18 protein-coding genes are annotated in these 19,239 nt (G+C 66.3%); 11 read left to right on the top strand and 7 right to left on the bottom strand.

The genetic code is table 11. From position 1 onward, the window contains the following. Nucleotides 1-116: 116 nt before the first annotated feature. Both VM621_RS19170 and VM621_RS19165 read right to left on the bottom strand, forming a co-directional pair. The gene (locus VM621_RS19170) at nucleotides 117-1,538 is read right to left on the bottom strand and encodes a nicotinate phosphoribosyltransferase (protein ID WP_325470634.1); all 1,422 of its coding nucleotides are present in this window, start codon (nucleotides 1,536-1,538) and stop codon (nucleotides 117-119) included. Nucleotides 1,539-1,579: 41 nt separating this feature from the next. Beyond that, nucleotides 1,580-2,281: a pirin family protein gene (locus VM621_RS19165; RefSeq protein WP_325470568.1), complete on the bottom strand. Its 702-nt coding sequence runs from the start codon at nucleotides 2,279-2,281 to the stop codon at nucleotides 1,580-1,582. Nucleotides 2,282-2,478: 197 nt separating this feature from the next. Between VM621_RS19165 and VM621_RS19160 the strand changes: the two genes are divergently transcribed. The 3 genes from VM621_RS19160 (at nucleotide 2,479) to VM621_RS19150 (ending at nucleotide 4,867) form a co-directional block, all read left to right on the top strand. Beyond that, nucleotides 2,479-3,486, top strand: coding sequence for an LLM class flavin-dependent oxidoreductase (locus tag VM621_RS19160; protein WP_325470567.1), 1,008 nt, complete (start codon nucleotides 2,479-2,481; stop codon nucleotides 3,484-3,486). A 4-nt stretch (nucleotides 3,487-3,490) separates the two neighbouring features. Beyond that, nucleotides 3,491-3,925, top strand: coding sequence for a putative toxin-antitoxin system toxin component, PIN family (locus VM621_RS19155; protein ID WP_325470566.1), 435 nt, complete (start codon nucleotides 3,491-3,493; stop codon nucleotides 3,923-3,925). Nucleotides 3,926-4,087: 162 nt separating this feature from the next. After that, nucleotides 4,088-4,867 carry a hypothetical protein gene (locus VM621_RS19150; RefSeq protein WP_325470565.1) on the top strand — a complete coding sequence of 260 codons (780 nt, stop codon included), beginning with the start codon at nucleotides 4,088-4,090 and terminating at the stop codon, nucleotides 4,865-4,867. Nucleotides 4,868-4,901: 34 nt separating this feature from the next. On the opposite strand, the gene VM621_RS19145 is transcribed toward VM621_RS19150, so the two are convergent. Beyond that, nucleotides 4,902-5,549 (bottom strand): DUF6348 family protein, encoded by a 648-nt coding sequence (locus VM621_RS19145; RefSeq protein ID WP_325470564.1) that lies wholly within the window; start codon nucleotides 5,547-5,549, stop codon nucleotides 4,902-4,904. Between the two features lie 27 nt (nucleotides 5,550-5,576). Continuing rightward, the gene (locus tag VM621_RS19140) at nucleotides 5,577-6,410 is read right to left on the bottom strand and encodes a DUF72 domain-containing protein (RefSeq protein WP_325470563.1); all 834 of its coding nucleotides are present in this window, start codon (nucleotides 6,408-6,410) and stop codon (nucleotides 5,577-5,579) included. 51 nt (nucleotides 6,411-6,461) lie between these two features. Here VM621_RS19140 and VM621_RS19135 point away from each other — a divergent pair, with 51 nt between their 5' ends. Next, the gene (locus VM621_RS19135) at nucleotides 6,462-7,082 is read left to right on the top strand and encodes a response regulator transcription factor (RefSeq protein WP_325470562.1); all 621 of its coding nucleotides are present in this window, start codon (nucleotides 6,462-6,464) and stop codon (nucleotides 7,080-7,082) included. Between the two features lie 5 nt (nucleotides 7,083-7,087). On the opposite strand, the gene VM621_RS19130 is transcribed toward VM621_RS19135, so the two are convergent. After that, nucleotides 7,088-8,077 (bottom strand): GlxA family transcriptional regulator, encoded by a 990-nt coding sequence (locus VM621_RS19130; protein ID WP_325470561.1) that lies wholly within the window; start codon nucleotides 8,075-8,077, stop codon nucleotides 7,088-7,090. Between the two features lie 83 nt (nucleotides 8,078-8,160). Here VM621_RS19130 and VM621_RS19125 point away from each other — a divergent pair, with 83 nt between their 5' ends. The 3 genes from VM621_RS19125 to bla all read left to right on the top strand — a co-directional run bounded on the left by VM621_RS19125 (nucleotide 8,161) and on the right by bla (nucleotide 10,972). Continuing rightward, a complete protein-coding gene (locus VM621_RS19125) occupies nucleotides 8,161-8,802 on the top strand; it encodes an HD domain-containing protein (protein WP_325470560.1) in 642 nt (213 codons plus the stop codon). Nucleotides 8,803-8,874: 72 nt separating this feature from the next. Further along, nucleotides 8,875-9,951 carry a PepSY-associated TM helix domain-containing protein gene (locus VM621_RS19120; RefSeq protein WP_325470559.1) on the top strand — a complete coding sequence of 359 codons (1,077 nt, stop codon included), beginning with the start codon at nucleotides 8,875-8,877 and terminating at the stop codon, nucleotides 9,949-9,951. Between the two features lie 190 nt (nucleotides 9,952-10,141). Next, nucleotides 10,142-10,972 carry a subclass B3 metallo-beta-lactamase gene (gene bla / locus VM621_RS19115; RefSeq protein WP_325470558.1) on the top strand — a complete coding sequence of 277 codons (831 nt, stop codon included), beginning with the start codon at nucleotides 10,142-10,144 and terminating at the stop codon, nucleotides 10,970-10,972. 11 nt (nucleotides 10,973-10,983) lie between these two features. Here bla and VM621_RS19110 read toward each other — a convergent pair whose 3' ends face one another. Further along, nucleotides 10,984-11,874, bottom strand: a complete 891-nt coding sequence (locus tag VM621_RS19110) for an acyltransferase (protein WP_325470557.1) — start codon at nucleotides 11,872-11,874, stop codon at nucleotides 10,984-10,986. A gap of 47 nt (nucleotides 11,875-11,921) precedes the next feature. Further along, a complete protein-coding gene (gene ligD / locus VM621_RS19105; protein ID WP_325470556.1) occupies nucleotides 11,922-14,432 on the bottom strand; it encodes a DNA ligase D in 2,511 nt (836 codons plus the stop codon). Nucleotides 14,433-14,572: 140 nt separating this feature from the next. Between ligD and VM621_RS19100 the strand changes: the two genes are divergently transcribed. From VM621_RS19100 to VM621_RS19085, 4 genes are all read left to right on the top strand, one after another. Beyond that, nucleotides 14,573-15,517 (top strand): fimbrial protein, encoded by a 945-nt coding sequence (locus tag VM621_RS19100; protein WP_325470555.1) that lies wholly within the window; start codon nucleotides 14,573-14,575, stop codon nucleotides 15,515-15,517. A gap of 87 nt (nucleotides 15,518-15,604) precedes the next feature. Beyond that, nucleotides 15,605-17,293 carry a copper resistance system multicopper oxidase gene (locus VM621_RS19095; RefSeq protein WP_325470554.1) on the top strand — a complete coding sequence of 563 codons (1,689 nt, stop codon included), beginning with the start codon at nucleotides 15,605-15,607 and terminating at the stop codon, nucleotides 17,291-17,293. After that, nucleotides 17,290-18,192, top strand: a complete 903-nt coding sequence (locus VM621_RS19090; protein WP_325470553.1) for a copper resistance protein B — start codon at nucleotides 17,290-17,292, stop codon at nucleotides 18,190-18,192. The genes VM621_RS19095 and VM621_RS19090 overlap by 4 nt, the downstream gene beginning before the upstream one ends. Nucleotides 18,193-18,292: 100 nt before the next feature. After that, nucleotides 18,293-19,198: a LysR family transcriptional regulator gene (locus tag VM621_RS19085; RefSeq protein WP_325470552.1), complete on the top strand. Its 906-nt coding sequence runs from the start codon at nucleotides 18,293-18,295 to the stop codon at nucleotides 19,196-19,198. The last annotated feature ends 41 nt before the right edge of the window (nucleotides 19,199-19,239 follow it).

The raw sequence follows: 19,239 nt of genomic DNA, 5'->3' as shown, positions 1-19,239 counted from the left end.
GAGCCGCTTCAGCGGCGATAGCCAGTCGAAGCAACCCATCGCCGGCATAGCCGGCGCCCACACAGAGCTCGTGGCCGGCTCCTACATGAAGCGCATGGCCGCCGTCTGCACCAGGCCTAACGCCCGGCAGCGGCGCGTTCGCGCACTTCCGCGAATGTCCAGTCGCGCAGCGGTTGGCCGTTCTCCCAGACGGTGACCATGGCTTCCTCCCAGCCCGGCTCAAGGTCGCCCGGTGCGAGCGATATCGCGTCGTCCGGCAAGGCCACGGTGCGATAGCTGCCGTACTCGCGATGGCGCACCAGCGTCATGCGACCGCGTTTGGACGTCTTGCCCTGGTCGGTGACGGGATCCTTCCAGACATCGCGCCACGTACCTTCGATGCGCACCGCCGAGCATTTGAGCGCGAACTTCTGCGTGTCCCGGGTAAGCTTCTGCAGCAGTGCGCCGCCCATGCCAAACGCGAGGTTGTCGGCCGAATAGCCGGCGCCGGTGATGCGTTCGAGGATGGCGCGGATGCTTTCGGGGTTCACGCCGTCGCCCTGGATGACGCGCACATGGTTGAGCACACGAAAGCCCTTGCCGTTCACCGTGCTGCCGAAAGCGTCGTTCAGCAAGCTCACGCAGCGATGCACGACCTCGACCGGGTCGCCGGAGTCGGGCCGTACGACGACGGTGGCACCCGATGCGATCACCTCGTCGCGCAACGTCTTGCCCCAGTGCTCGCTGATCGCGTGGTAGATGTCGTAGCTGTCCGAGACCACGGCAACGAGTGAGCCCGGCTTCGCGAAACGCCTGAGCATGTTCCGGTAGGCGTCGACTTCATGCTCGCGGCCCCAACTGGTGATCGTGCTGTGCTCGGCGGCAGGAATGGAATAGCCCGCCATGGGTTCCGCGTAGAAGGCACGCGCGGCCAGTACACCCGATACGGTGTCGGTGCCCATGAAGTTGACCAGATGCGCCATGCCGCCGAGCCCGGCGGACTCGGCGCTGGAGACCCCGCGCGCGCCGAAGTCATGCAACTTGAAGGGAATCTGTCCGGTGGGATCGTCGGAGGTCTTCGCCAGGTACTGCAGGATGGTCCGCCGTGCCTGCCAGCTGATCGTCGCCACGGTCACGGGGTACCACAGGCGCAACAGCAGTGTTTCCAGATAGGACGGCAACCAGAAAGCGTCCGGGTCGGTCGATTCGATCGTCACCAGCGCCTGGTGCGTGGGCACGACGGAGCCTTCGGGTACGGCGCGTATGCGCACGGGCAAGCGGCCGCCGTGGACATCCACGATGCGTCGCCAGCCGGATTCGTTGAAGGGTTCGCCATGAACGGCGAAGAAGTCGCGCGCCGCATCGACATGCGCGTGCGTTACGGCTTGGCCGAGGCGCGACTTGAGAACGGCCTGCAAGCCGAAGAACAGCGTGCTTTCGTACGTTCCTCCGCGTGATTCCACGTAGAAGAACGTGGCGTCGGTGCCCGGCGGATACTGCAGCCAGTGGCTGGCCTTGTAGCTGTCGGTGTCGAGGATGGGGTTGTCGAGGTAGGACATGCCGTGGGTCGTCATGACCCACAGCATACCCCTGGCGTCGCTTACGCCGCGCTATCGACCAGGACGAGTTCGGCATCGGCCGAGGCCGTGATGCGCAACGTGGTCTCGTCGCGGATCGCGGCGCCGTCGCCCTTGTTGAGCGTCTTGCCGTTGATCTGGATCGAGCCTTCCGCCGGCACCATGTAAGCGAAGCGACCCTCGCCCAGCGTGTACTCCACGGTCTGCCCGGCCTTCACGCTGGCGCCGAGGACGCGGGCGTCGGTGCGGATCGGCAGCGCGTCGCCGTCGCCGGCCATGCCGCTGGCCAGGGTGACGAACTGACCGGAGCGCTCGCCCTTCGGGAATGGGCGGGTGCCCCACGACGGCGCCTTGCGCTCGCCATCGGGAATGATCCAGATCTGGAAGATCCGGGTGGCCTCCGGCTCGGCGTTGTACTCGGCGTGACGGATGCCGGTGCCGGCACTCATCACCTGCACATCGCCCGCCTCGGTGCGGCCCTTGTTGCCCAGGCTGTCCTCGTGGGTGATCGCGCCTTCACGCACATAAGTGATGATCTCCATGTCCGAATGCGGGTGCGGCGGGAAGCCGGTGCCGGCGGCGATCGTGTCGTCGTTCCAGACGCGCAGCGCGCCCCAACCCATGCGCTTCGGGTCGTTGTAGGAGGCGAACGAAAAGTGATGCTTCGCATCGAGCCAACCGTGGTTGGCACCGCCAAGACTGTTGAAGCTGCGGACGTCGATCATGTCGTGCTCCCCCGGAATAACCGGACTGGATGGGTGAATGGGTGTATTTTCCTCCCCGCCCACGGCCTGCGGAGCATCGTTCCACCGAACGGATTGTTTCCCTGGAATCGCTTGTAAGGGTTGCAAAGCGCCCCCCGGCCGCCCATCTGGAACGAATTGGCGGTTCGCCCGCCTCCCCTTTCTAGAGGTGTCTGCGGATGATTCCGTTCTCGGTACTCGACCTGTCCCCGGTGGCGCGCGGCTCCAACCCCGGCGAATCGCTGCGTAACTCGCGCGATCTCGCCCAGCATGCCGAGGCCCTGGGCTTCCATCGATACTGGCTGGCCGAGCACCACAACATGACCGGCATCGCCAGCGCGGCGACCGCCGTGGTGATCGGCTTCATTGCCGAAGGCACCCGTACGATCCGCGTCGGCTCCGGCGGAATCATGTTGCCGAACCACGCGCCGCTGGTGATCGCCGAGCAGTTCGGCACGCTGGCATCGCTCTATCCGGGCCGTATCGACCTCGGCCTCGGCCGTGCGCCGGGCACCGACCAGGGCACCGCCCGCGCCTTGCGCCGGTCCATGGGCCCCAGCGACGACCGCTTCCCGGACGACGTCCAGGAACTCCAGCTCTTCCTCGGCCCGCAGCAGCCGGGCCAGACCGTGCGGGCGGTGCCGGGCATGGACACCAACGTGCCGCTGTGGCTGCTCGGCTCGAGCCTGTTCAGTGCGCAGCTCGCCGCGCACCTGGGCCTGCCGTTCGCCTTCGCTTCGCACTTCGCGCCGGACATGATGATGAAGGCGCTCGAGGTCTACCGGCACATGTTCCGTCCGTCGGATGTGCTCGACAAGCCCTACGCGATGCTTGGCATCAACGTGGTCGCGGCGGAGACCGACGAGGAAGCGCGCCGCCTGTTCACCTCGCAGCAGCAGGCTTTCTGGAACCTGCGCCGTGGTGCGCCGGGCCAGCTGCCGCCGCCGGTGAATTCGATGGATGGCGTGTGGACACCGATGGAAAAGGCGCAGGTGGATCACGCGCTGTCCTGCGCGGTGGTCGGCTCGCCGGATACCGTGCGCAATGGCCTGGCGGACTTCATCGAGCGTACCGGTGCCGACGAACTCATCATCACCGCGCAGATATTCGACCACGCGGCGCGCAAGGCGTCGTACTCGATCGTCGCTGCCCAGCACGCGAAGCTCGCCGAGCGTTCGGCGGCCTGATCGCGTGCGCATCGTCCTGGACACGAATGTCTGCCTGGACGCGTTCGTGTTCGACGATCCGCGTGCCGCGCCGCTGGTCGCGGCGCTCGCCGCCGGTAACGTCGAAGCGGTGACGAGGGCGGACTGTCGCGATGAATGGCTGGGTGTGCTGGCTTATCCCGCCCTGAAGCTGGATGAAGCGCGTCGCGCCGAAGCGGCGGCGCGCTTCGATCGATGCGTCACCTTGCTGGCGACCGCTCCCGACGCATCGTGCGTGGCGCTTCCCCGCTGCCGCGACCCGGACGACCAGAAATTCCTGGAACTCGCGGCGTCCGCCGGTGCCGCCATTCTCTTTTCGCGGGATGCGGAAGTGCTGCGTCTGGCCAGGCGAACCGTGCGCGATGGCCTGTTTGCCATCCTGCGACCCGAAGACTGGGTGTTTCGCGCAGAACCGATGTAATTCAGCCGGTTAGTCCTGCACGAGCCGTATTCGCCCCTCGAATGGCCGGCGCCGGATGTTCCTCCGCCATTTTGCGCCCGTAAAGTGGACCATGCAGGGGCCGATGGCCCGCTGTCTCGTCGCAGCATGCGCTGCGTACTCATCGTGGAAAAGGAGTTTCGGATGAAGAAGCACGCCATTTCAAACGACCTGCAGGGCAAGCTCGACGCGGCGATGGCGGAGCGTCGCGCCAACGTCGCCAACCCGGTGGCAACGCTGACCCCTTATATCTATGTCGACAGAACGGTCGATGCCGATCGGCTGCATAGGAACCTCATGGTGGAAGCGACGGATGCCGCGGGAGCGCCGGTGGGGGACGTGTTCATCGACTACAGGGTCATCGACAATAACGGGACGGGATCCACCTTCGTGCTCGACGGCAACCCGATCGGCAGCAGCCTGGGTATCACGGAGGGCGACGGCGGGTTTGCGATCGCCCAGGACTGGCTCCTTACGGGGAAGACACCAGGGCGCTTCATCGTCAGGGCGACGGCACCCGAAAGCGCCGATCCGGCGGTGGTTTTCGCCGAGTTCAGGATCACGATTTCGTCCCAGGTGCCAACCAGCTTCAGAATCGTCAGTCGCGGAAGTTCCTCCGCGCCCATCGGCGACATGGTGAAACCCGATGCGGTCGTCGAACTGCTGGACCAGGACGGCGAGCCGATCGAATTCGGCTCCATTCAAACCCAGATACACGACCCGAACGACACGGGATCGTTGTACTACTGGTCGAGCGGCGTCGTGAACTTCATCCAGACGAGCGTGGAACCTGGCGGTACCCCGCTGGTCGGTCTGCTGATTCCAGGCGAAGACAACCTGGGCAAAACGTTCTTCCTGCGGGTGAACCGGACCGGTCGTGAGCCGCACATCGATATTCCGTATGTCGGTGTCCAGACGGAATGACGCCCGTGCCGGTCCGCCAGCTATGGAACGGCCTTCAGTCCACCGGTACCAGCGCGATGAAGTTGCGCAGGCTGTAGTAGCGCTCGTGCTGGGGCCACTCCACCGAGGCGATGGCCTTGTGACCGGCCGCCCAGGGCTCGTTGTCGAGCAGCACTTCGACCTGGCTCTTGCCGTCGCCGACGTTGCCGTAGAACACGCGGATCCAGTGCACGTCGTTGGTCAGCGGTGCCGTGGAAATGGCGGCCTCGAGCGCGGAGAGGCCGTCTTCGGGAATCTCCATGGGTGCATCCTTCTCCCCGCGCAGGGTGAAGTCGCCGATGTAGGCGTTGAAGCGATGCACGCCGGCGGTGAGCTCGTGCACGGCTAGCTTGCTCTTGTTCACCGTATGCCAGCACGCGGCCAGCACCACGTGGAAATCGTTCCGCGCGAAGCTGTCCAGTGCATCGCGGCAACCGGCCTTGCCACTGCCGATACCGCCGAAGCTTTCCTCGATGGTGCGTTCCTCGTCGAGGACGATGTCCAGGTCCAGCCGGCCCATGGCGCCGTCCTTGCCTTCGTGCCAGATGCCACGCAGGGCCGGATAGTCGTCGCCCTCGGTCAGCAGCCAGTCTTCGTCGGGCTCGAGTTGCACGCCGTGCTCGGCGAAAAGGTCGATGAGGGTGTTCTGGATGAGACGGTCCATGGGTCGTCCGTTCGGGAAAGGGAGGGATTATGCGTTGTCCAGGAGCTTGTCGAGCGCCACGGCGGCCGACGGGTTGCGCTCCTTGGCCGCGGAGATGAAGTAGACGAAAACATCGCGCGGGGCGCCGTTCGCCAGCGCGTCGCCGACATGGGGCAGGTCGCGGGGATCGCCGCCCGCGGCCCACGTGGCCGCCTGTTTCGCCAGGACCTTCAGTTCTTTCGCGGGGTAGCCCTGCTTTTCCGCCGCCCGGCTGCGCATCAGGCGCGCATAGACGAAGGGACCGGTCAGGTCGGCGAAGGAGGGATGCTCGGGCGAGTCGGTGAAGACGGTCGCCACGCCGCGTTCCCGTGCCAGCGCGAGCCAGCGCTCGTCCATGAAGGTCTCGTTACGCACCTCGACCGCATGGCGGAGTGTCACGCCGCCGGCCTTTTCGGGAAGCAGGTCGAGAAAGGCCGCCATGTCGTCGGGGTCGAAGGCGCGGGTGGCGAGGCATTGCCAGAGGATCGGCCCGAGCCGGTCGCCCAGCGCGCTGGCCCCGTCGACGAAGCGTTCGATGCGATCGCCCGCGGTCGCCAGCTGTTTGGTCTGCACGATATGGCGCGGCGCTTTCACCGAAAAGACAAAGCCTTCCGGTGTTTCGGCAGCCCATTTCCGGTAGGTCGCCGCGTCCGGTGCGCGGTAATACGTGCCGTTGATCTCGATCGACCTGACCTGCCGGCTGGCATATTCCAGCTCGCGTTTCTGCACGAGGTCGTCCGGGTAGAACACGCCGCGCCACGGTGCGAACACCCAGCCGCCCATGCCCGTGCGAACGTGGCCGGGGGCCGAAGGCTTCTTGTCGGAGCGCTTGGTTGCCGTCATCGGTCGATGCTCGCAAGTTCATGGTGGAGGCGGTGTCGTTATACTCCGCCCATGCCGTCTATCCGCATCATGACCGTCGACGACCATCCTCTGCTACGTGAGGGCATCGCGGCAGTCATCGAAGGCCAGGACGAGCTTCAACTGGTCGCCGAAGCGAGCACGGGCGAAGAGGCGATCGAGCGTTACCGCGAACACCGCCCGGACCTCACCCTGATGGACCTGCAGATGCCGGGGATCGGTGGCATCGCGGCGATCGAAGCGATTCGTGCCGAGTTTCCGGATGCACGCATCCTCGTTCTCACGACCTACCGTGGTGACGTACAGGCGCTCCGGGCGTTCCGCGCGGGAGCGCAGGGCTACCTGCTCAAGAGCGAGCTGCGTAAGGAAATGCTCAGTACCATTCGACAAATCATGGACGGCAAGCGCCGCGTACCCGAGGAGATAGCGCACGAAATGGCAGGCCACGCGAACGACGACGAATTGACCCCCCGAGAGACCCAGGTACTCACCCGGGTCGCCATGGGCGAAGCCAACCGCGATGTCGCGGTTTCCTTGGGTATCGCCGAGGAGACCGTCAAGGCACACATGAAGAGCATCCTTGCCAAGCTCGCCGCGAACGATCGCACCCACGCGGTGGCGATCGCCCTGCGTCGCGGAATCATCGAGCCCTGAGCGGATCAGGCACGCGCGTGCGCGTGCCGCTTGCGATACTCCGCCGGGGTCACTCCGACCCGACGCACGAAGGCACGGCGCAGACCGTTGGCATCGGCGTAACCGCAGTGTGCAGCGACCCGCTTCGGCGTCTCGTGGCCTTCTTCCAGCAGACGGCGCGCGGCTTCCACGCGCATCGTCTCGACGAATTCCGCCGGCGTCATGCCGACCTCGTGGCGGAAGATGCGCGCGAAGTGGCGAGCACTCATGCCCACCCGTTCGGCCATGGCGGTGACGGAGTGCGCTTCGGCCGGATGGCTCGCCACGTAGCGCTGCAGCTCCTGCAACGCACCGCGGCCGGCAGGCGCGGCCTCGCCATGACGGCTGAACTGCAGTTGGCCGCCGGGACGCCGGTAGAAGACGACCAGCTCGGCAGCGACCGCCATGGCGATGTCGCGACCGAGGTCTTCCTCGACCAGGGCAATGGCCAGGTCCATGCCGGCGGTGACCCCCGCCGCGGTGCACACCGGACCATCGCGGACGACGAACGCGTCGGCTTCCACCTGTAGCGAAGGATGTCGCTCGGCGAGCAGGCCGGCGACTTTCCAGTGGGTGGTGACACGCCGGTCGTCGAGCAGGCCGGTCTGGGCGAAAAGCAGGGCGCCGCTGCAGATCGAGCCGTAGCGGCGCGACACCGCCGCGTGCCGACGCAGCCAGTCCAGCAGGCTGTAGTCGGTGGCTGCCGAGGACAGGTCGGGCGACCCGGCGACGAGCAGGGTATCGATGTGGTCGAAGCCCTCCAGGGTGCTGCGATCGGGCAGGAAACGCATGCCGGACGAAGCGGTGACGGCCAGCGGGGCGGTGCCCACGGTGAGTACCTGGTACACCTCACGCCGCGCCTGGCGATTGGCTTCGGCGAAGACGTCGGCCGGCCCGGAAACGTCGAGCATCTGCACGCCCGGCGGAGCGACGATCACGATCGTGAGGGAGGGCGGCGACTGCATGGCGCGCAACATGGCAGCATTTGCTACCTCGAGTCAAATCAAGACGCCCGACGGGAGGCGCCCAATAGGCTCACCCATCGCCTGAGAACCCCGCCATGTCCACCATCATCGCCGGCATCGCCATTCCCGACAGCGTTCTCGCCCGCGAGATCACCGAGCTGGTGCGCGACACCGAGTCCGACCTGCTTTACCACCATTCCCGTCGCGTCTTTCTCTTTGCCGCCCTGACCGGCAAGGCCAAGCAGCTGGCTTTCGATCCGGAGCTCCTCTACGCCGGCGCCATGTTCCACGACATGGGCCTGGTCCCGGCCTATTCGAGCAAGACCGAGCGCTTCGAAGTCGATGGCGCCAACGTGGCGCGCGACTTCCTGCGTGCCAGGGGCATCGACGAGGCCCAGATCGATATCGTCTGGGCGTCCATCGCGCTGCACACCACGCCTGGCGTGCCACAGCACATGAAGCCGGAAATCGCCCTGGTGACCGCAGGCGTCGAGATGGACGTGCTCGGCCTCGGCTTCGAGAACGTGGCAAGCGGCGACCGTGAGACGGTGGCGCAGATCCATCCTCGCGGCGGTCACTTCAAGGAAGGGATCATCGACGCCTTCTACAACGGCGTGCGCAACAAGCCGGAGACCACCTTCGGCAACGTCAAGGCCGACGTCATGGCGTACAAGCAGCCCGGCTTCCAGCGGACCGACTTCACCCGGTGCATCCTGCACAACGATTGGCCGTCGTAAGCATCCGTCAATTGATCTGAGAATCATTCGCAATTACGATGACGGCCTTTCGCTTCCCGCAAGGCCGTCTTCATGCCGCACCCGCGCCGTTTCCGTTCCGCGCTGAAAACGATGCACCTGTGGCTCGGCCTCAGCCTGGGCCTGGTGCTGGCACTGGTGAGCCTGACCGGCAGCATCTTGCTGTGGGAGGACCCGCTGTTCGCGGCCGGGCACCCCCAACTCGTCTCGCGGCCGCTCCCGGACCTAGCGACGCAAGGCCACTCGCTGGCGACCCTGCTCGCTTCGCCGGAAGGCAAGGGGCTGCGCGGGCTCTCGCTGCCCGACGAGGACCTGCCGGTGTGGGCAGCCCAGTCGCGCGGCGGTCGCAGCTACTTCGATGCGACCACGGGCGAGCTGCTCCTGCGGCGCGATAAGTCCAGCGACCCCATGCTCATGCTGATGGACTGGCATACCCACCTGCTCAGTGGCGAAGTGGGCGAGACCCTCCTCGGCGTGGTCGCCTGCACCGGGCTGTTCATGCTGTTCTCGGGCGTGTGGCTGTACTGGCCGGGGCGACGTCGCGCGCTGCAGCACCTCAAGCCGCATGCCAACCCGCCAGTGCTGCGTTGGGCGAGCTTGCATCGTTTCGTCGGTATCGTCGCCCTGCCCCTGCTTGTCGTCATGATCGGCACCGGCACCACCATGGCCTATCGCGGCGCCGTCCGTAACGGCCTGGCGTCGGCCTTCCACGAAGCGCCGCCCGCCCGGCCGCCGAAGCTGCCGCCCGCCCAGGCCGAGATCGACTGGCCGGCCGTCCTGGCGGCGGCCCAGGCCGCCGCTCCCGACGCCGAACTCACCCGCGTGATGCTGCCGCAGAAGGACAGCGGCACGCTCGTGCTGCGCATCCGCCGTCCCGGCGAATGGACCGAGGACGGACGCAGCTCCCTGTGGATGGACCCCGTCGCCGCCCGGGTGATCGGTGGCGACGACGCGACCCGGCTCGGCCCGGGCCTGCGCCTGGCCAATGCCCTGTTCCCGATCCATTCGGCGGCGGTCGGTGGCTTGCTCTGGCGCATCGTCGCCTGCGTTACCGGCGTGCTTCCGATGTTCCTGCTGGTGACCGGCTTCCTCTTCTGGCGCGCCCGCCAGCGTCGCCGCACACCCGCCTGACGCCCGCTGCGGGAGCAACTCCAGCGGCGATGCTCCCGCCCCCTGCGGCTCAGTGCCCCCCGCTCCCGCCCCCTGTGGGAGCCGCTTCAGCGGCGAACGCTCGCTTGCCACAACTTAGCCCCCTGCGCGGCACCCGCCCGCCCCACCCCCTCGCCTATCCTTCGCTCCGCCTTCCGATGGGAACACCGATATGCGCCGCCACCTGCTCGCCCTCGCCTGCTGCCTCGCCCTGCCCGCCTTCGCCACGACCCCGGCGCCGGTGGCGACAGGAGCCAACCCGACATGGACGCAGGCGGTCGCCCCGCACGTCATCTATGGCAACACCTACTACGTCGGCACCAAGGGCCTGGCGGCCGTCCTGATCACGTCGCCACAAGGCCATGTGCTGATCGACGCGCCTTACCCCTCGAATGCGAAGCTGATCGAGGCGAACATCCGCCAGCTCGGCTTCCGCGTCGAAGACATCAAGCTGATCCTCAACACGCACCCGCACCACGATCATGCGGGCGCGATCGCGCAGCTGGCCAAGGACAGCGGCGCGCCGGTACGCGCCACGGCGAAGGGCGCCGCGGCGATGCAGGTCGGCGGCAGGTATCCCGAGGACCCGCAGTACGACCCGAGCGAAAAGGCTTATCCGAAGGTGGATGCGAAGGGCGACATCGTCGAAGGCACGGTCGTCCGGGTTGGACCCGTGACGCTCACCGCGCATATCACGCCGGGTCACACGCCGGGCGGCACGGCCTGGACCTGGCAGTCGTGCGAAGGCACCTCATGCAAGAACATCGTCTTTGCCGACAGCCTGTATGCCTTCGCTTCGGACACCTATCGCTTCAGCGATCACCCGGCCTATGTCGCTGAATATCGCAAGACCTTCGACCGTGTCGCCGCGCTGCCGTGCGACGTGTTGATCACGCCGCATCCGGAACAGGGCGAAGGCAAGACCTGCAAGACCTATGCGGACGCCGGCCGCGAACGACTCGACGAGGTGCTCGCCAAGGAAGCCGCCCAATCGGCTCGGTAGAACCCGGCCGATCAGCGGCCCAACATCGCCGCTATGCGCGCGTCCTTCTCCGTCCACAGCTGGTTCACCCAGGTCTGGAAGCGTTCGCGATACACGGCATCGTTCTCATAGTCGCCGCGCATCGACGGATCGATGGCGAGGCGGCGCACGTGGATGCGGATCTCGCGAATGCGCCCGGCGATCAGGTCCATCATCGTGCCCGGCCCCGCCGGGTAGACGATGGTGACGTCGAGCATCTGCCGAATGGCGTCGCCCATGGCATCGATCACGAAGGCGACGCCGCCGGCCTTCGGGCGTAGCAGATGCGTGTACGGCGACTTCTGCGCGTCGTGCTTGGCCTTGGTGAAGCGCGTGCCCTCGGTGAAGTTCATCACCGAGACCGGCACGTGGCTGAACTTCTCGCAGGCGCGGCGGGTGGCTTCGCGATCCTTGCCGCGCAGTTCCGGCTTCGCTTCCAGTTCCTGCTTCGAATGACGCTTCATGAAGGGGAAGTCCAGTGCCCACCAGGCCGGTCCCAGCAAGGGCACCCAGATCAGCTGGCTCTTCAGGAAGAAGCGCATGAAAGGAATGCGCCGGTTGAAGATCTTCTGCAGCGCGGGGATATCCACCCAACTCTGGTGGTTGCATACCACGAGGTAGTTCTCGCGCATGTTCAAGCCGTCGAGGCCTTCGACCTGCCACTGCGTGCGCGTGAAGGCGCCGAACAACCAGGCGTTGATGCTCAGCCAGCTTTCGGCGATGTGCACCAGTACCGGGGCGAACGCCTTGCGCATCGAGCGTACGGGAATGATCAGGCGCACCACCGTCAGCAGCAGGAGCGGCAGCACATGCAGCACCGTGCTGGCCAAAAGCAGCAGGCAGGCAAGGGGGATACGTAGGAACCGGGGAAGCGAAACGAACATGGGGTCGTCACGAAAGGGTGAGGCGTAAGTTTACTTGGATCGCCTCGCTAGCGCCCCGCGAGGGCCTGGTCGACCATTGCGAGGTCCTGTTTCAGCGTGTCGATACCATCCCAGGGATCCTTCTTGAGACGCGCGAGCCGCTTCGGCACGCTGGTCAGGTCGAAGGCGTTGCCGGATCCGAGCTTGCCCAGTTCCTCCCATCGCAGTGGCACCGCGACCGGCGCGCCCGCACGCGATCGCAGCGAATAGGAGGCCACCGCGGTGGCGCCACGGCCGTTGCGCAGGTAGTCGATGTAGATCTTGCCGCGGCGGAAGCGCTTGCTGGCCGTGGCGACGAATTCCAGCGGATGCAGCTGTGCCAGGGTTTCGGCGAAGCCACGAGCGAAGCCCTTGACGGTGGCCCAGTCCGCGCCCGGGTTCAAGGGCACGACCACATGCAGGCCCTTGCCTCCGGTGGTGCGAACGAAGGAAACCAGCCCCAGTTGTTCGAGTAAACCCCGGACCATCCGCGCGGCGGCAATCACCCGGCGCCATTCGACGTCTTCGCCGGGATCGAGGTCGAAGACGACGCGGTCGGCGATATCGGGCGAATCGACGTGCGAACCCCAGGGGTGAAACTCCACGGCGCCGAACTGGATCAGCTCGATCACGCCGGCCTCGTTCTTCGGGTAGAGATACACCGCTTGCGCGCCGGTCTCTTCCTTGAGTCTGGCCGTGCCGACATGCTCGAGGCCGGCCATCACATGCTTCTGGAAGAAGCATGGGGAGCCGATGCCGCCGGGGCAGCGAATGGTCGAGGTAGGGCGATCGGCGATCTCCGGCAGGAGCCAGGGCATCACGGCCAGGTAGTAATCGACGACCTGCTGTTTGGTGATCCCGTCGTCGGGAAACACCACGCGGTCGGGGTGCGTGATCACGATCGCGGCGGCCGTGTCGCCTGGCTTCGTTGCCTTGGTCGTCGCGGTCGTCTTCGCCTTCGCCGGCGGGGCCCGGTCGGCGTCACGCAGATCCTTTGGTGCCTTGTCCACGCGCAGGGTCTTCAGGCTCGGTTGGCGCAGGAGCTGCTTGTTGCCGATGCCGCGGTAGTACACCTCGACGACCGCGGTCGGCGGTACCCACAGCGCGCCACGTAGTGTCGGATCGATCGCCTCGATGCGCACGGTGGGCTTTTTCGACCCGCCCTTCGCCAGGGTCTTGCCCAGGTCGCGGAGCATGTCATCGGTAAAGCCCGTACCGACACGCCCTGCGTAGGTCCATCCACCATCGGCGTCGGGTCGGGCCAGGAGCAAGGAGCCGAAGGTGAGCCGGGAGCCCTTGGCGGGCGTGTAACCGACCACGGCGAATTCGTCGCTTTCCAGGCGCTTGATCTTCAGCCAGTCGTCGTTGCGTCCACTGCGATAGCCGCCGTCGGCGCGCTTGGAAATGATCCCTTCGAGTTTCTGCGCCATCGCCATGGCGAACACCTCGTCGCCGTTGCCGAGGTGGTGGCCGCTGTACGAAAGCAGGTGAGGCGCGTGGGACAGCACGCGTTCGAGCAGTTGTTTTCGTGCGCTCAGGGCGACCTTGCCGAGGTCGTAACCCTGCAGATAGGGCATATCGAAAAGCATGTAGGCCAGTGGCGCCTGCAGCTCGCCAGCCAGGGTTCGTTGGAGCGCGTTGAAGTCGCTGCGTCCCTGCGCATCCAGCGCGATGAGTTCGCCGTCGAGTCGCGCACTGTCGAGGCCCAGGCCTTCGATGGCGGTGACGATCTCCGGCAGGCGGTCGTTCCAGGGCAGGGCGTTGCGCGACCACAGCATCACCTTGCCCTTAGCGACACTGGCCAGGATGCGATAGCCATCCCATTTCACTTCATGCAGCCAGGCATCGCCCTGTGGCGGTGTGTCGCGCAGTTTCGCGAGCTGGGGAGCGAAGAACTCGGTGGATGCACGCGCCTTGCGCGCGCCATCGAGAGCGGCGGCTTCTTTGCTCAGCGTGGCGGCCGGGACGCGGCGCGTCCCGCGTTTGGCGGCTGGATTCTTCGTGGCGCGCCGCGTGCTCTCGCGCATCGTCGCATCGAGCAGGTCATCCGCCTCGATGTCGCCGGCATAGGCGTCGCTCGCCTTGATCAGGAACCAGGAGGGCTGGCGCTCCTTCTTTCCACTGCGCACCAGATGCCAGCTTCCCTTTAGCCGCTTACCGAACAGCTCGAAGGTGAGATGGCCCTTGCGTAACTGCGCCTCGGCGTCGCCCGCGGTGGACCAGACCCCACGATCGAAGGTGTCGACGTGTCCCTTGCCATACCCTTCCTCGATATCGCCTTCGAAGTCCGCGTACGACACGGGATGGTCTTCGACTTCCACGGCCAGGCGTTTGACCTTCGGATCGTAACTGGGTCCCTTGGGTACGGCCCAGCTGCGCAGTACGTCGCCCACCTGCAGGCGGAAGTCGAAGTGCCGGCGCGAGGCGTGGTGCAACTGGACCACGAAGATAGCGCGGCCGTGCCCGCGCGCGGAGCCTTCGGGAACGGGCTCGCGCGTCCTGGCGAAGTTCCGCTTGCGGCGATATTCCTGCAGGCTCATGGGCGGATCATTGGCGTGACGCGGTGAACAGGCCGTGCAGCCCGGGTGGCGCGCTGTCGGCGGCATTTCAGAATTCTCCGATGGGCTTGGCATGACGAAATCCGCAGACTCGATGCGGTCTGTCTCGTGAAGTCATCGTCATGCCCCTTGTCCGCATCGTCCGCTTCGCCTTCCTGTTGTCGCTCGCCTCGATCCCGGCCCCGGCTCGCGCCGGTTGCCTGAAGCATCCATCGCAGGGTGGCCCACAGGTGCTGTCGTTCGGGACGGTCAATGTCCCTGTCGATGCGGCGCCGGGCAGCGTGCTGGCGGAGAAGCGGACGGCGGGCTGGACCTCGCCCAGGTTCAAATGCCTGTACCCGACGCGCACCGCCAGTCTCGGTCTCTTCACCACGCCCAGCGGACGGGGCGAGGGCATTTACGACACCAACGTGGCGGGTGTCGGCATTCGCGTCTATTTCCACAACAGCAACTACGGCGAGCTTCTCGTCCCCGATCACCTGTCCATCCCCTTCATTTTCGACGCGGTCCTCACGGACGCGCACTTTCGGGTGCAACTCATCAAGACCGGCGATGTCGACGCCGGCGACGCCCTCACCTCCGGCACCCTCGCCCGGGGTGGCTGGGACGGTCAGGCACAGGCCTGGGTCGACCTGACCGACACCCGCGTGGAGCCGGAACGACCGACCTGCGCCTTCACCTCGCGCAGCCTCGTCTTTCCCCTGGGGAAGGTCGATGGCCGCGAGCTTCTCGTGGTGGGCAGCAGCCCCTGGGTATCCCAGGCGCTGGTCTCCACCGGATGCAGGCATGCCACCCAGATCCTCATGAGCTTCAGCGCGGCGGCGAACGAGCAGGACGCGTCGTTGTTCAAGGTCGGCGGCGCGAGCCCGGCGACAGGCGTCGCCGTGGAGCTGCGCAGTGACGACCCGGACACCCAGGCCATTCCCAACAGCCCGTCGCCGCTGATTCTGCCGGCCGTGCGCGACGGACACAGTTACGGCTTCCGGGCCCGCTATCGTCGTGTCGGCCAGACGGTGACGGCCGGCGAGGCGAACACGTCGATCGTCGTCAACGTGAGCTACCGCTAGCCCGCACGGAGCCTGCTCCAGAGTTGTCGCGCCACCGTCCTGCTCTTACGCTCGGTCCTCCTTCGATATTCCGGATTCGAGAACCCCATGCGCGACGACGGCGAACCGACGATTCACCTGCCACGACGCCGCTTCGTCCAGGGCCTGGCGGTGGCCGGCATCGGGCTGGGTTCCGGTGTCGTCCGTCCCGCGTCCGCGACCGAGCCGATGCGTGGCGCAGGCGAACTGTCCGGTGCCGACATGATCCTCGACATTCGCCAGGCCGCCGTGGATTTCACCGGCCGTGCGCGCACCGCTGTCACCGTGAACGGTGGCGTGCCCGGTCCGATCCTGCGCTGGCGAGAGGGCGAGTCGATCACCCTGCGTGTCCGCAACCAGCTGGACACCGTCTCGTCGATCCATTGGCACGGCCTCGTGCTGCCTTTCGACCAGGACGGCGTGCCGGGGCTGAGCTTCGATGGCATCCCGGCGCGCGGCGAATTCACCTATCGCTTCCCCGTGAAGCAGTCGGGCACGTACTGGTACCACGCTCACAGCCGGTTCCAGGAACAGAGCGGCCTTTACGGCGCCATCGTGATCGCACCGAAGGATGGCGAACGACACGCCGTCGATCGCGAACACGTGATCCTGATCAGCGACTGGACCGACGAAGACCCCGAGCGCGTCTATGCGAGGCTGCGTTCGCGTAGCGATTTCTACAACTATGGCCAGCCGACCGTCGCCGATTTTCTTCGCGACGCCCATGCGAAAGGCGTCGGCGACGCCATGGCCATGCGCCGTATGTGGAACCGCATGCGAATGAACCCCACCGACCTGGCCGACGTGTCGGGCGCGACATACACGTACCTGGTCAACGGCAGCGCACCGGCAGGCAACTGGACCGGCCTTTTCCGGCCCGGCGAGCGGGTGCGCCTGCGCTTGATCAATGGTTCGTCGAATTCGATCTTCGACCTGCGCATTCCCGGCCTGCGCCTCAGCGTGGTGGCGGCGGACGGCCAGGATGTCGAGCCCGTCATGGTGGACGAGCTGCGGCTGTCCGCCGCCGAAACCTACGACGTGATCGTCGAGCCACGCGAAAACCGCGCCTACACGATCTTCGCCCAGTCGATCGACCGCTCCGGTTTTGCGCGCGCCACCCTGGCTCCGCAGCATGGCATGCGTGCCGACGTGCCCGCGCTCGACCCGCGGCCTCGCCTGGCCATGCGCGACATGATGGGCTCGATGGCCGACGACAGCGGTGACGGCGGCGACAGGGTGATGGCACATCACGCCAGTACCGAATATGGCCCCGGTGTCGATATGCGCGTCGACATGCCGCGCAGCAACCTCGACGACCCCGGCGTCGGTCTGCGCGAACGCAGCCACCGCGTCCTCACCTACGCGGACCTGCATACCATCGGTGGCCCGCTGGATACGCGCGCGCCGGGACGAACGATCGAGCTCCATCTCACCGGCAACATGGATCGCTTCGCGTGGTCGTTCGACGGCGTGAAATATTCCGCGGCGACGCCGGTGCATTTCCGCCGTGGCGAGCGTCTTCGCCTGCGACTGGTCAACGACACCATGATGAATCACCCGATCCATCTGCATGGCATGTGGAGCGAGGTCGAGTCGCCCGACGGCGCCTTCCAGGTGCGCAAGCACACGGTGAACGTGCAGCCCGCCCAGCAGGTGACCTATGCGGTGACCGCCGATAACCCGGGGCGCTGGGCCTACCACTGCCACATGCTCTATCACATGGAAGCGGGCATGTTCCGTGAAGTGGTGGTGTCGTGAGGTGGCTCGCCTTCGCCCTCCTGGCGCTCGGTGGCATCGCCTCCGCCTCGGCACAGGACGCGCAAGGCATGCAGGACATGCCAGGCATGCAGCACAGCGATGCGCCGGCCCATGACATGGCCACGATGCACGACATGGCACCCATGGCCGATATGAAAATGGGTCCCATGCAGGGCGGCAAGGTACCTGCCGATGCGCGCAGTCCCAATTGGTCCGACGGCGTTCCTTCCAGCGGCATGCACGGCATGGCGATGAAGGACATGGACGACACGGCGCCCGTCGGCATGGTGTTGATCGACCGCCTGGAGTCCTTTGCAGGGCAGGGCGGTCATGGCCAGTCCTGGGAGGCCGAGGGCTGGTACGGCAATGACAGCGACAAGCTCTGGTTTCGCAGCGAAGGCGAGCGCGAAGGCAACCGGCCGCGCGATGGCGATGCCGAACTGTTCTGGAGCCATGCGGTAGCGGCGTTCTGGGACACCCAACTCGGTCTGCGGCGCGATATCGGCGAAGGACCGAAACGGAACTGGGCGGCCTTTGGCGTCCAGGGTCTCGCGCCGTACTGGTTCGAGCTGGAGGCGACGGCGTATGCGGGGGAGGGCGGTCGCACCGCGGCGCGGGTACGCGCGGAGTACGAGTTGCTGTTCACCCAGCGGCTGATCCTCCAGCCCGAGATCGAGGTCAACGCCTATGGCAAGGACGACGTCCAGCGGCAGCTGCGCGCCGGCGTGTCCAGCGTCGAAGGCGGCTTGCGCCTGCGCTACGAGATTCGCCGCAGCATCGCACCGTACGTCGGTGTGTCCTGGGAGCATCTGACCGGTGGCACGGCCGGCCTCGCACGCGACGCCGGTCGGCGTATCACCGACCGGCGCTGGGTCGCCGGCATTCGCATCTGGCTGTGAGGAACGACCAGGGCAGCGTCGCAGGTCAGGCGCCACGATCCATTGACGGAACAGGTGCCGAAGCAGATCGTTCGTGACTGACAATCACGAGTCGCCGCTCATGTCTTCCGATGGCCGCCTGCTCGGCAACCTCAGTGTCCTGGTCTCCGTGGTCGAGACAGGCAACTTCGCGCGCGCCGCCGATGCCCTCGGTCTGTCGCCATCGGGGGTGAGTCGCGCCGTGAGCCGGTTGGAGGAGCGGCTTGGCGTGCGCTTGCTCCACCGGACCACCCGGTCCGTCACCCTGACCGATGAAGGTGAGCGCCTCTACGCGCAGGTGGGCCCCTTGCTCTCGGGCATCGAGGATGCGGCCCTGGCCGCCGCCGGCGATTCGCAGGCGGTGCGCGGCCGGCTTCGGGTCAGCCTGGATGCCATGTTCGCCCGCCAGGTGATCGCGCCGCAGCTCGCCGCATTCATGGCCCGCTATCCGGCACTGGAACTGGAAATCGTCACCCGCGACGAACTCGGCGACCTCGTCGCCGACGGCATCGACGTCGCCGTCCGCTTCGGTGTTCCGCCGTCGTCCTCGCTCATCGGCCGCAAGCTGCTGGAAACCCGGGTGCTTACGGTTGCCGCCCCGGCCTATCTGGCCGCCCACGGCCGTCCCGCGGCACCGAAGGATCTGGTCGACCATCGTTGCATCCAGTTCCGCGACCCGGTGACCCGTCGTCCCTTCGACTGGGAGTTCCATCGGAAGGGCAAGGTGCTGCCGGTCGAAACGACGGGCCCGCTGCTGGTCAACGACTCGGGGATCATGTTTGCCGTTTGCGTAGCCGGGGCGGGCATCGCACAGGTGCTGGCGGTGAGCGTCCAGGACGCGCTGGCGGACGGACGGCTGGTCGAGTTGTTTCCGGACTGGGCGGAGGAGAGCTTTCCCCTGTATGCCTTCTATCCGTCGCGGAAGAACGCGCCGCCCAAGGTGCGCGCCTTCGTCGACTTCTGCGTCGAGCTCGCGTCTTCGCCCTGAGCGGCTTGGCTACGGCGTTCTCAATACACCCGGGTAAAATC

This window comes from Luteibacter sp., assembly GCF_035539195.1.
In the GTDB taxonomy this organism is placed as follows: Bacteria; Pseudomonadota; Gammaproteobacteria; order Xanthomonadales; family Rhodanobacteraceae; genus Luteibacter.
The sequence above is the reverse complement of the archived record's forward strand: the minus strand, read 5'-3'. Positions and strand labels throughout refer to the sequence as shown.

Bases quoted from the DNA above. Each gene is read 5' to 3' on its own strand.
- VM621_RS19165 (WP_325470568.1), bottom strand. From the start codon at position 2,281: ATGATCGACGTCCGCAGCTTCAACAGTCTTGGCGGTGCCAACCACGGT.
- VM621_RS19145 (WP_325470564.1), bottom strand. From the start codon at position 5,549: ATGGACCGTCTCATCCAGAACACCCTCATCGACCTTTTCGCCGAGCAC.
- ligD (WP_325470556.1), bottom strand. From the start codon at position 14,432: ATGAGCCTGCAGGAATATCGCCGCAAGCGGAACTTCGCCAGGACGCGC.
- VM621_RS19150 (WP_325470565.1), top strand. From the start codon at position 4,088: ATGAAGAAGCACGCCATTTCAAACGACCTGCAGGGCAAGCTCGACGCG.
- VM621_RS19170 (WP_325470634.1), bottom strand. From the start codon at position 1,538: ATGTCCTACCTCGACAACCCCATCCTCGACACCGACAGCTACAAGGCC.
- VM621_RS19120 (WP_325470559.1), top strand. From the start codon at position 8,875: ATGCCGCACCCGCGCCGTTTCCGTTCCGCGCTGAAAACGATGCACCTG.
- VM621_RS19140 (WP_325470563.1), bottom strand. From the start codon at position 6,410: ATGACGGCAACCAAGCGCTCCGACAAGAAGCCTTCGGCCCCCGGCCAC.
- VM621_RS19130 (WP_325470561.1), bottom strand. From the start codon at position 8,077: ATGTTGCGCGCCATGCAGTCGCCGCCCTCCCTCACGATCGTGATCGTC.
- VM621_RS19100 (WP_325470555.1), top strand. From the start codon at position 14,573: ATGCCCCTTGTCCGCATCGTCCGCTTCGCCTTCCTGTTGTCGCTCGCC.
- bla (WP_325470558.1), top strand. From the start codon at position 10,142: ATGCGCCGCCACCTGCTCGCCCTCGCCTGCTGCCTCGCCCTGCCCGCC.
- VM621_RS19125 (WP_325470560.1), top strand. From the start codon at position 8,161: ATGTCCACCATCATCGCCGGCATCGCCATTCCCGACAGCGTTCTCGCC.
- VM621_RS19085 (WP_325470552.1), top strand. From the start codon at position 18,293: ATGTCTTCCGATGGCCGCCTGCTCGGCAACCTCAGTGTCCTGGTCTCC.
- VM621_RS19160 (WP_325470567.1), top strand. From the start codon at position 2,479: ATGATTCCGTTCTCGGTACTCGACCTGTCCCCGGTGGCGCGCGGCTCC.
- VM621_RS19110 (WP_325470557.1), bottom strand. From the start codon at position 11,874: ATGTTCGTTTCGCTTCCCCGGTTCCTACGTATCCCCCTTGCCTGCCTG.
- VM621_RS19135 (WP_325470562.1), top strand. From the start codon at position 6,462: ATGCCGTCTATCCGCATCATGACCGTCGACGACCATCCTCTGCTACGT.
- VM621_RS19095 (WP_325470554.1), top strand. From the start codon at position 15,605: ATGCGCGACGACGGCGAACCGACGATTCACCTGCCACGACGCCGCTTC.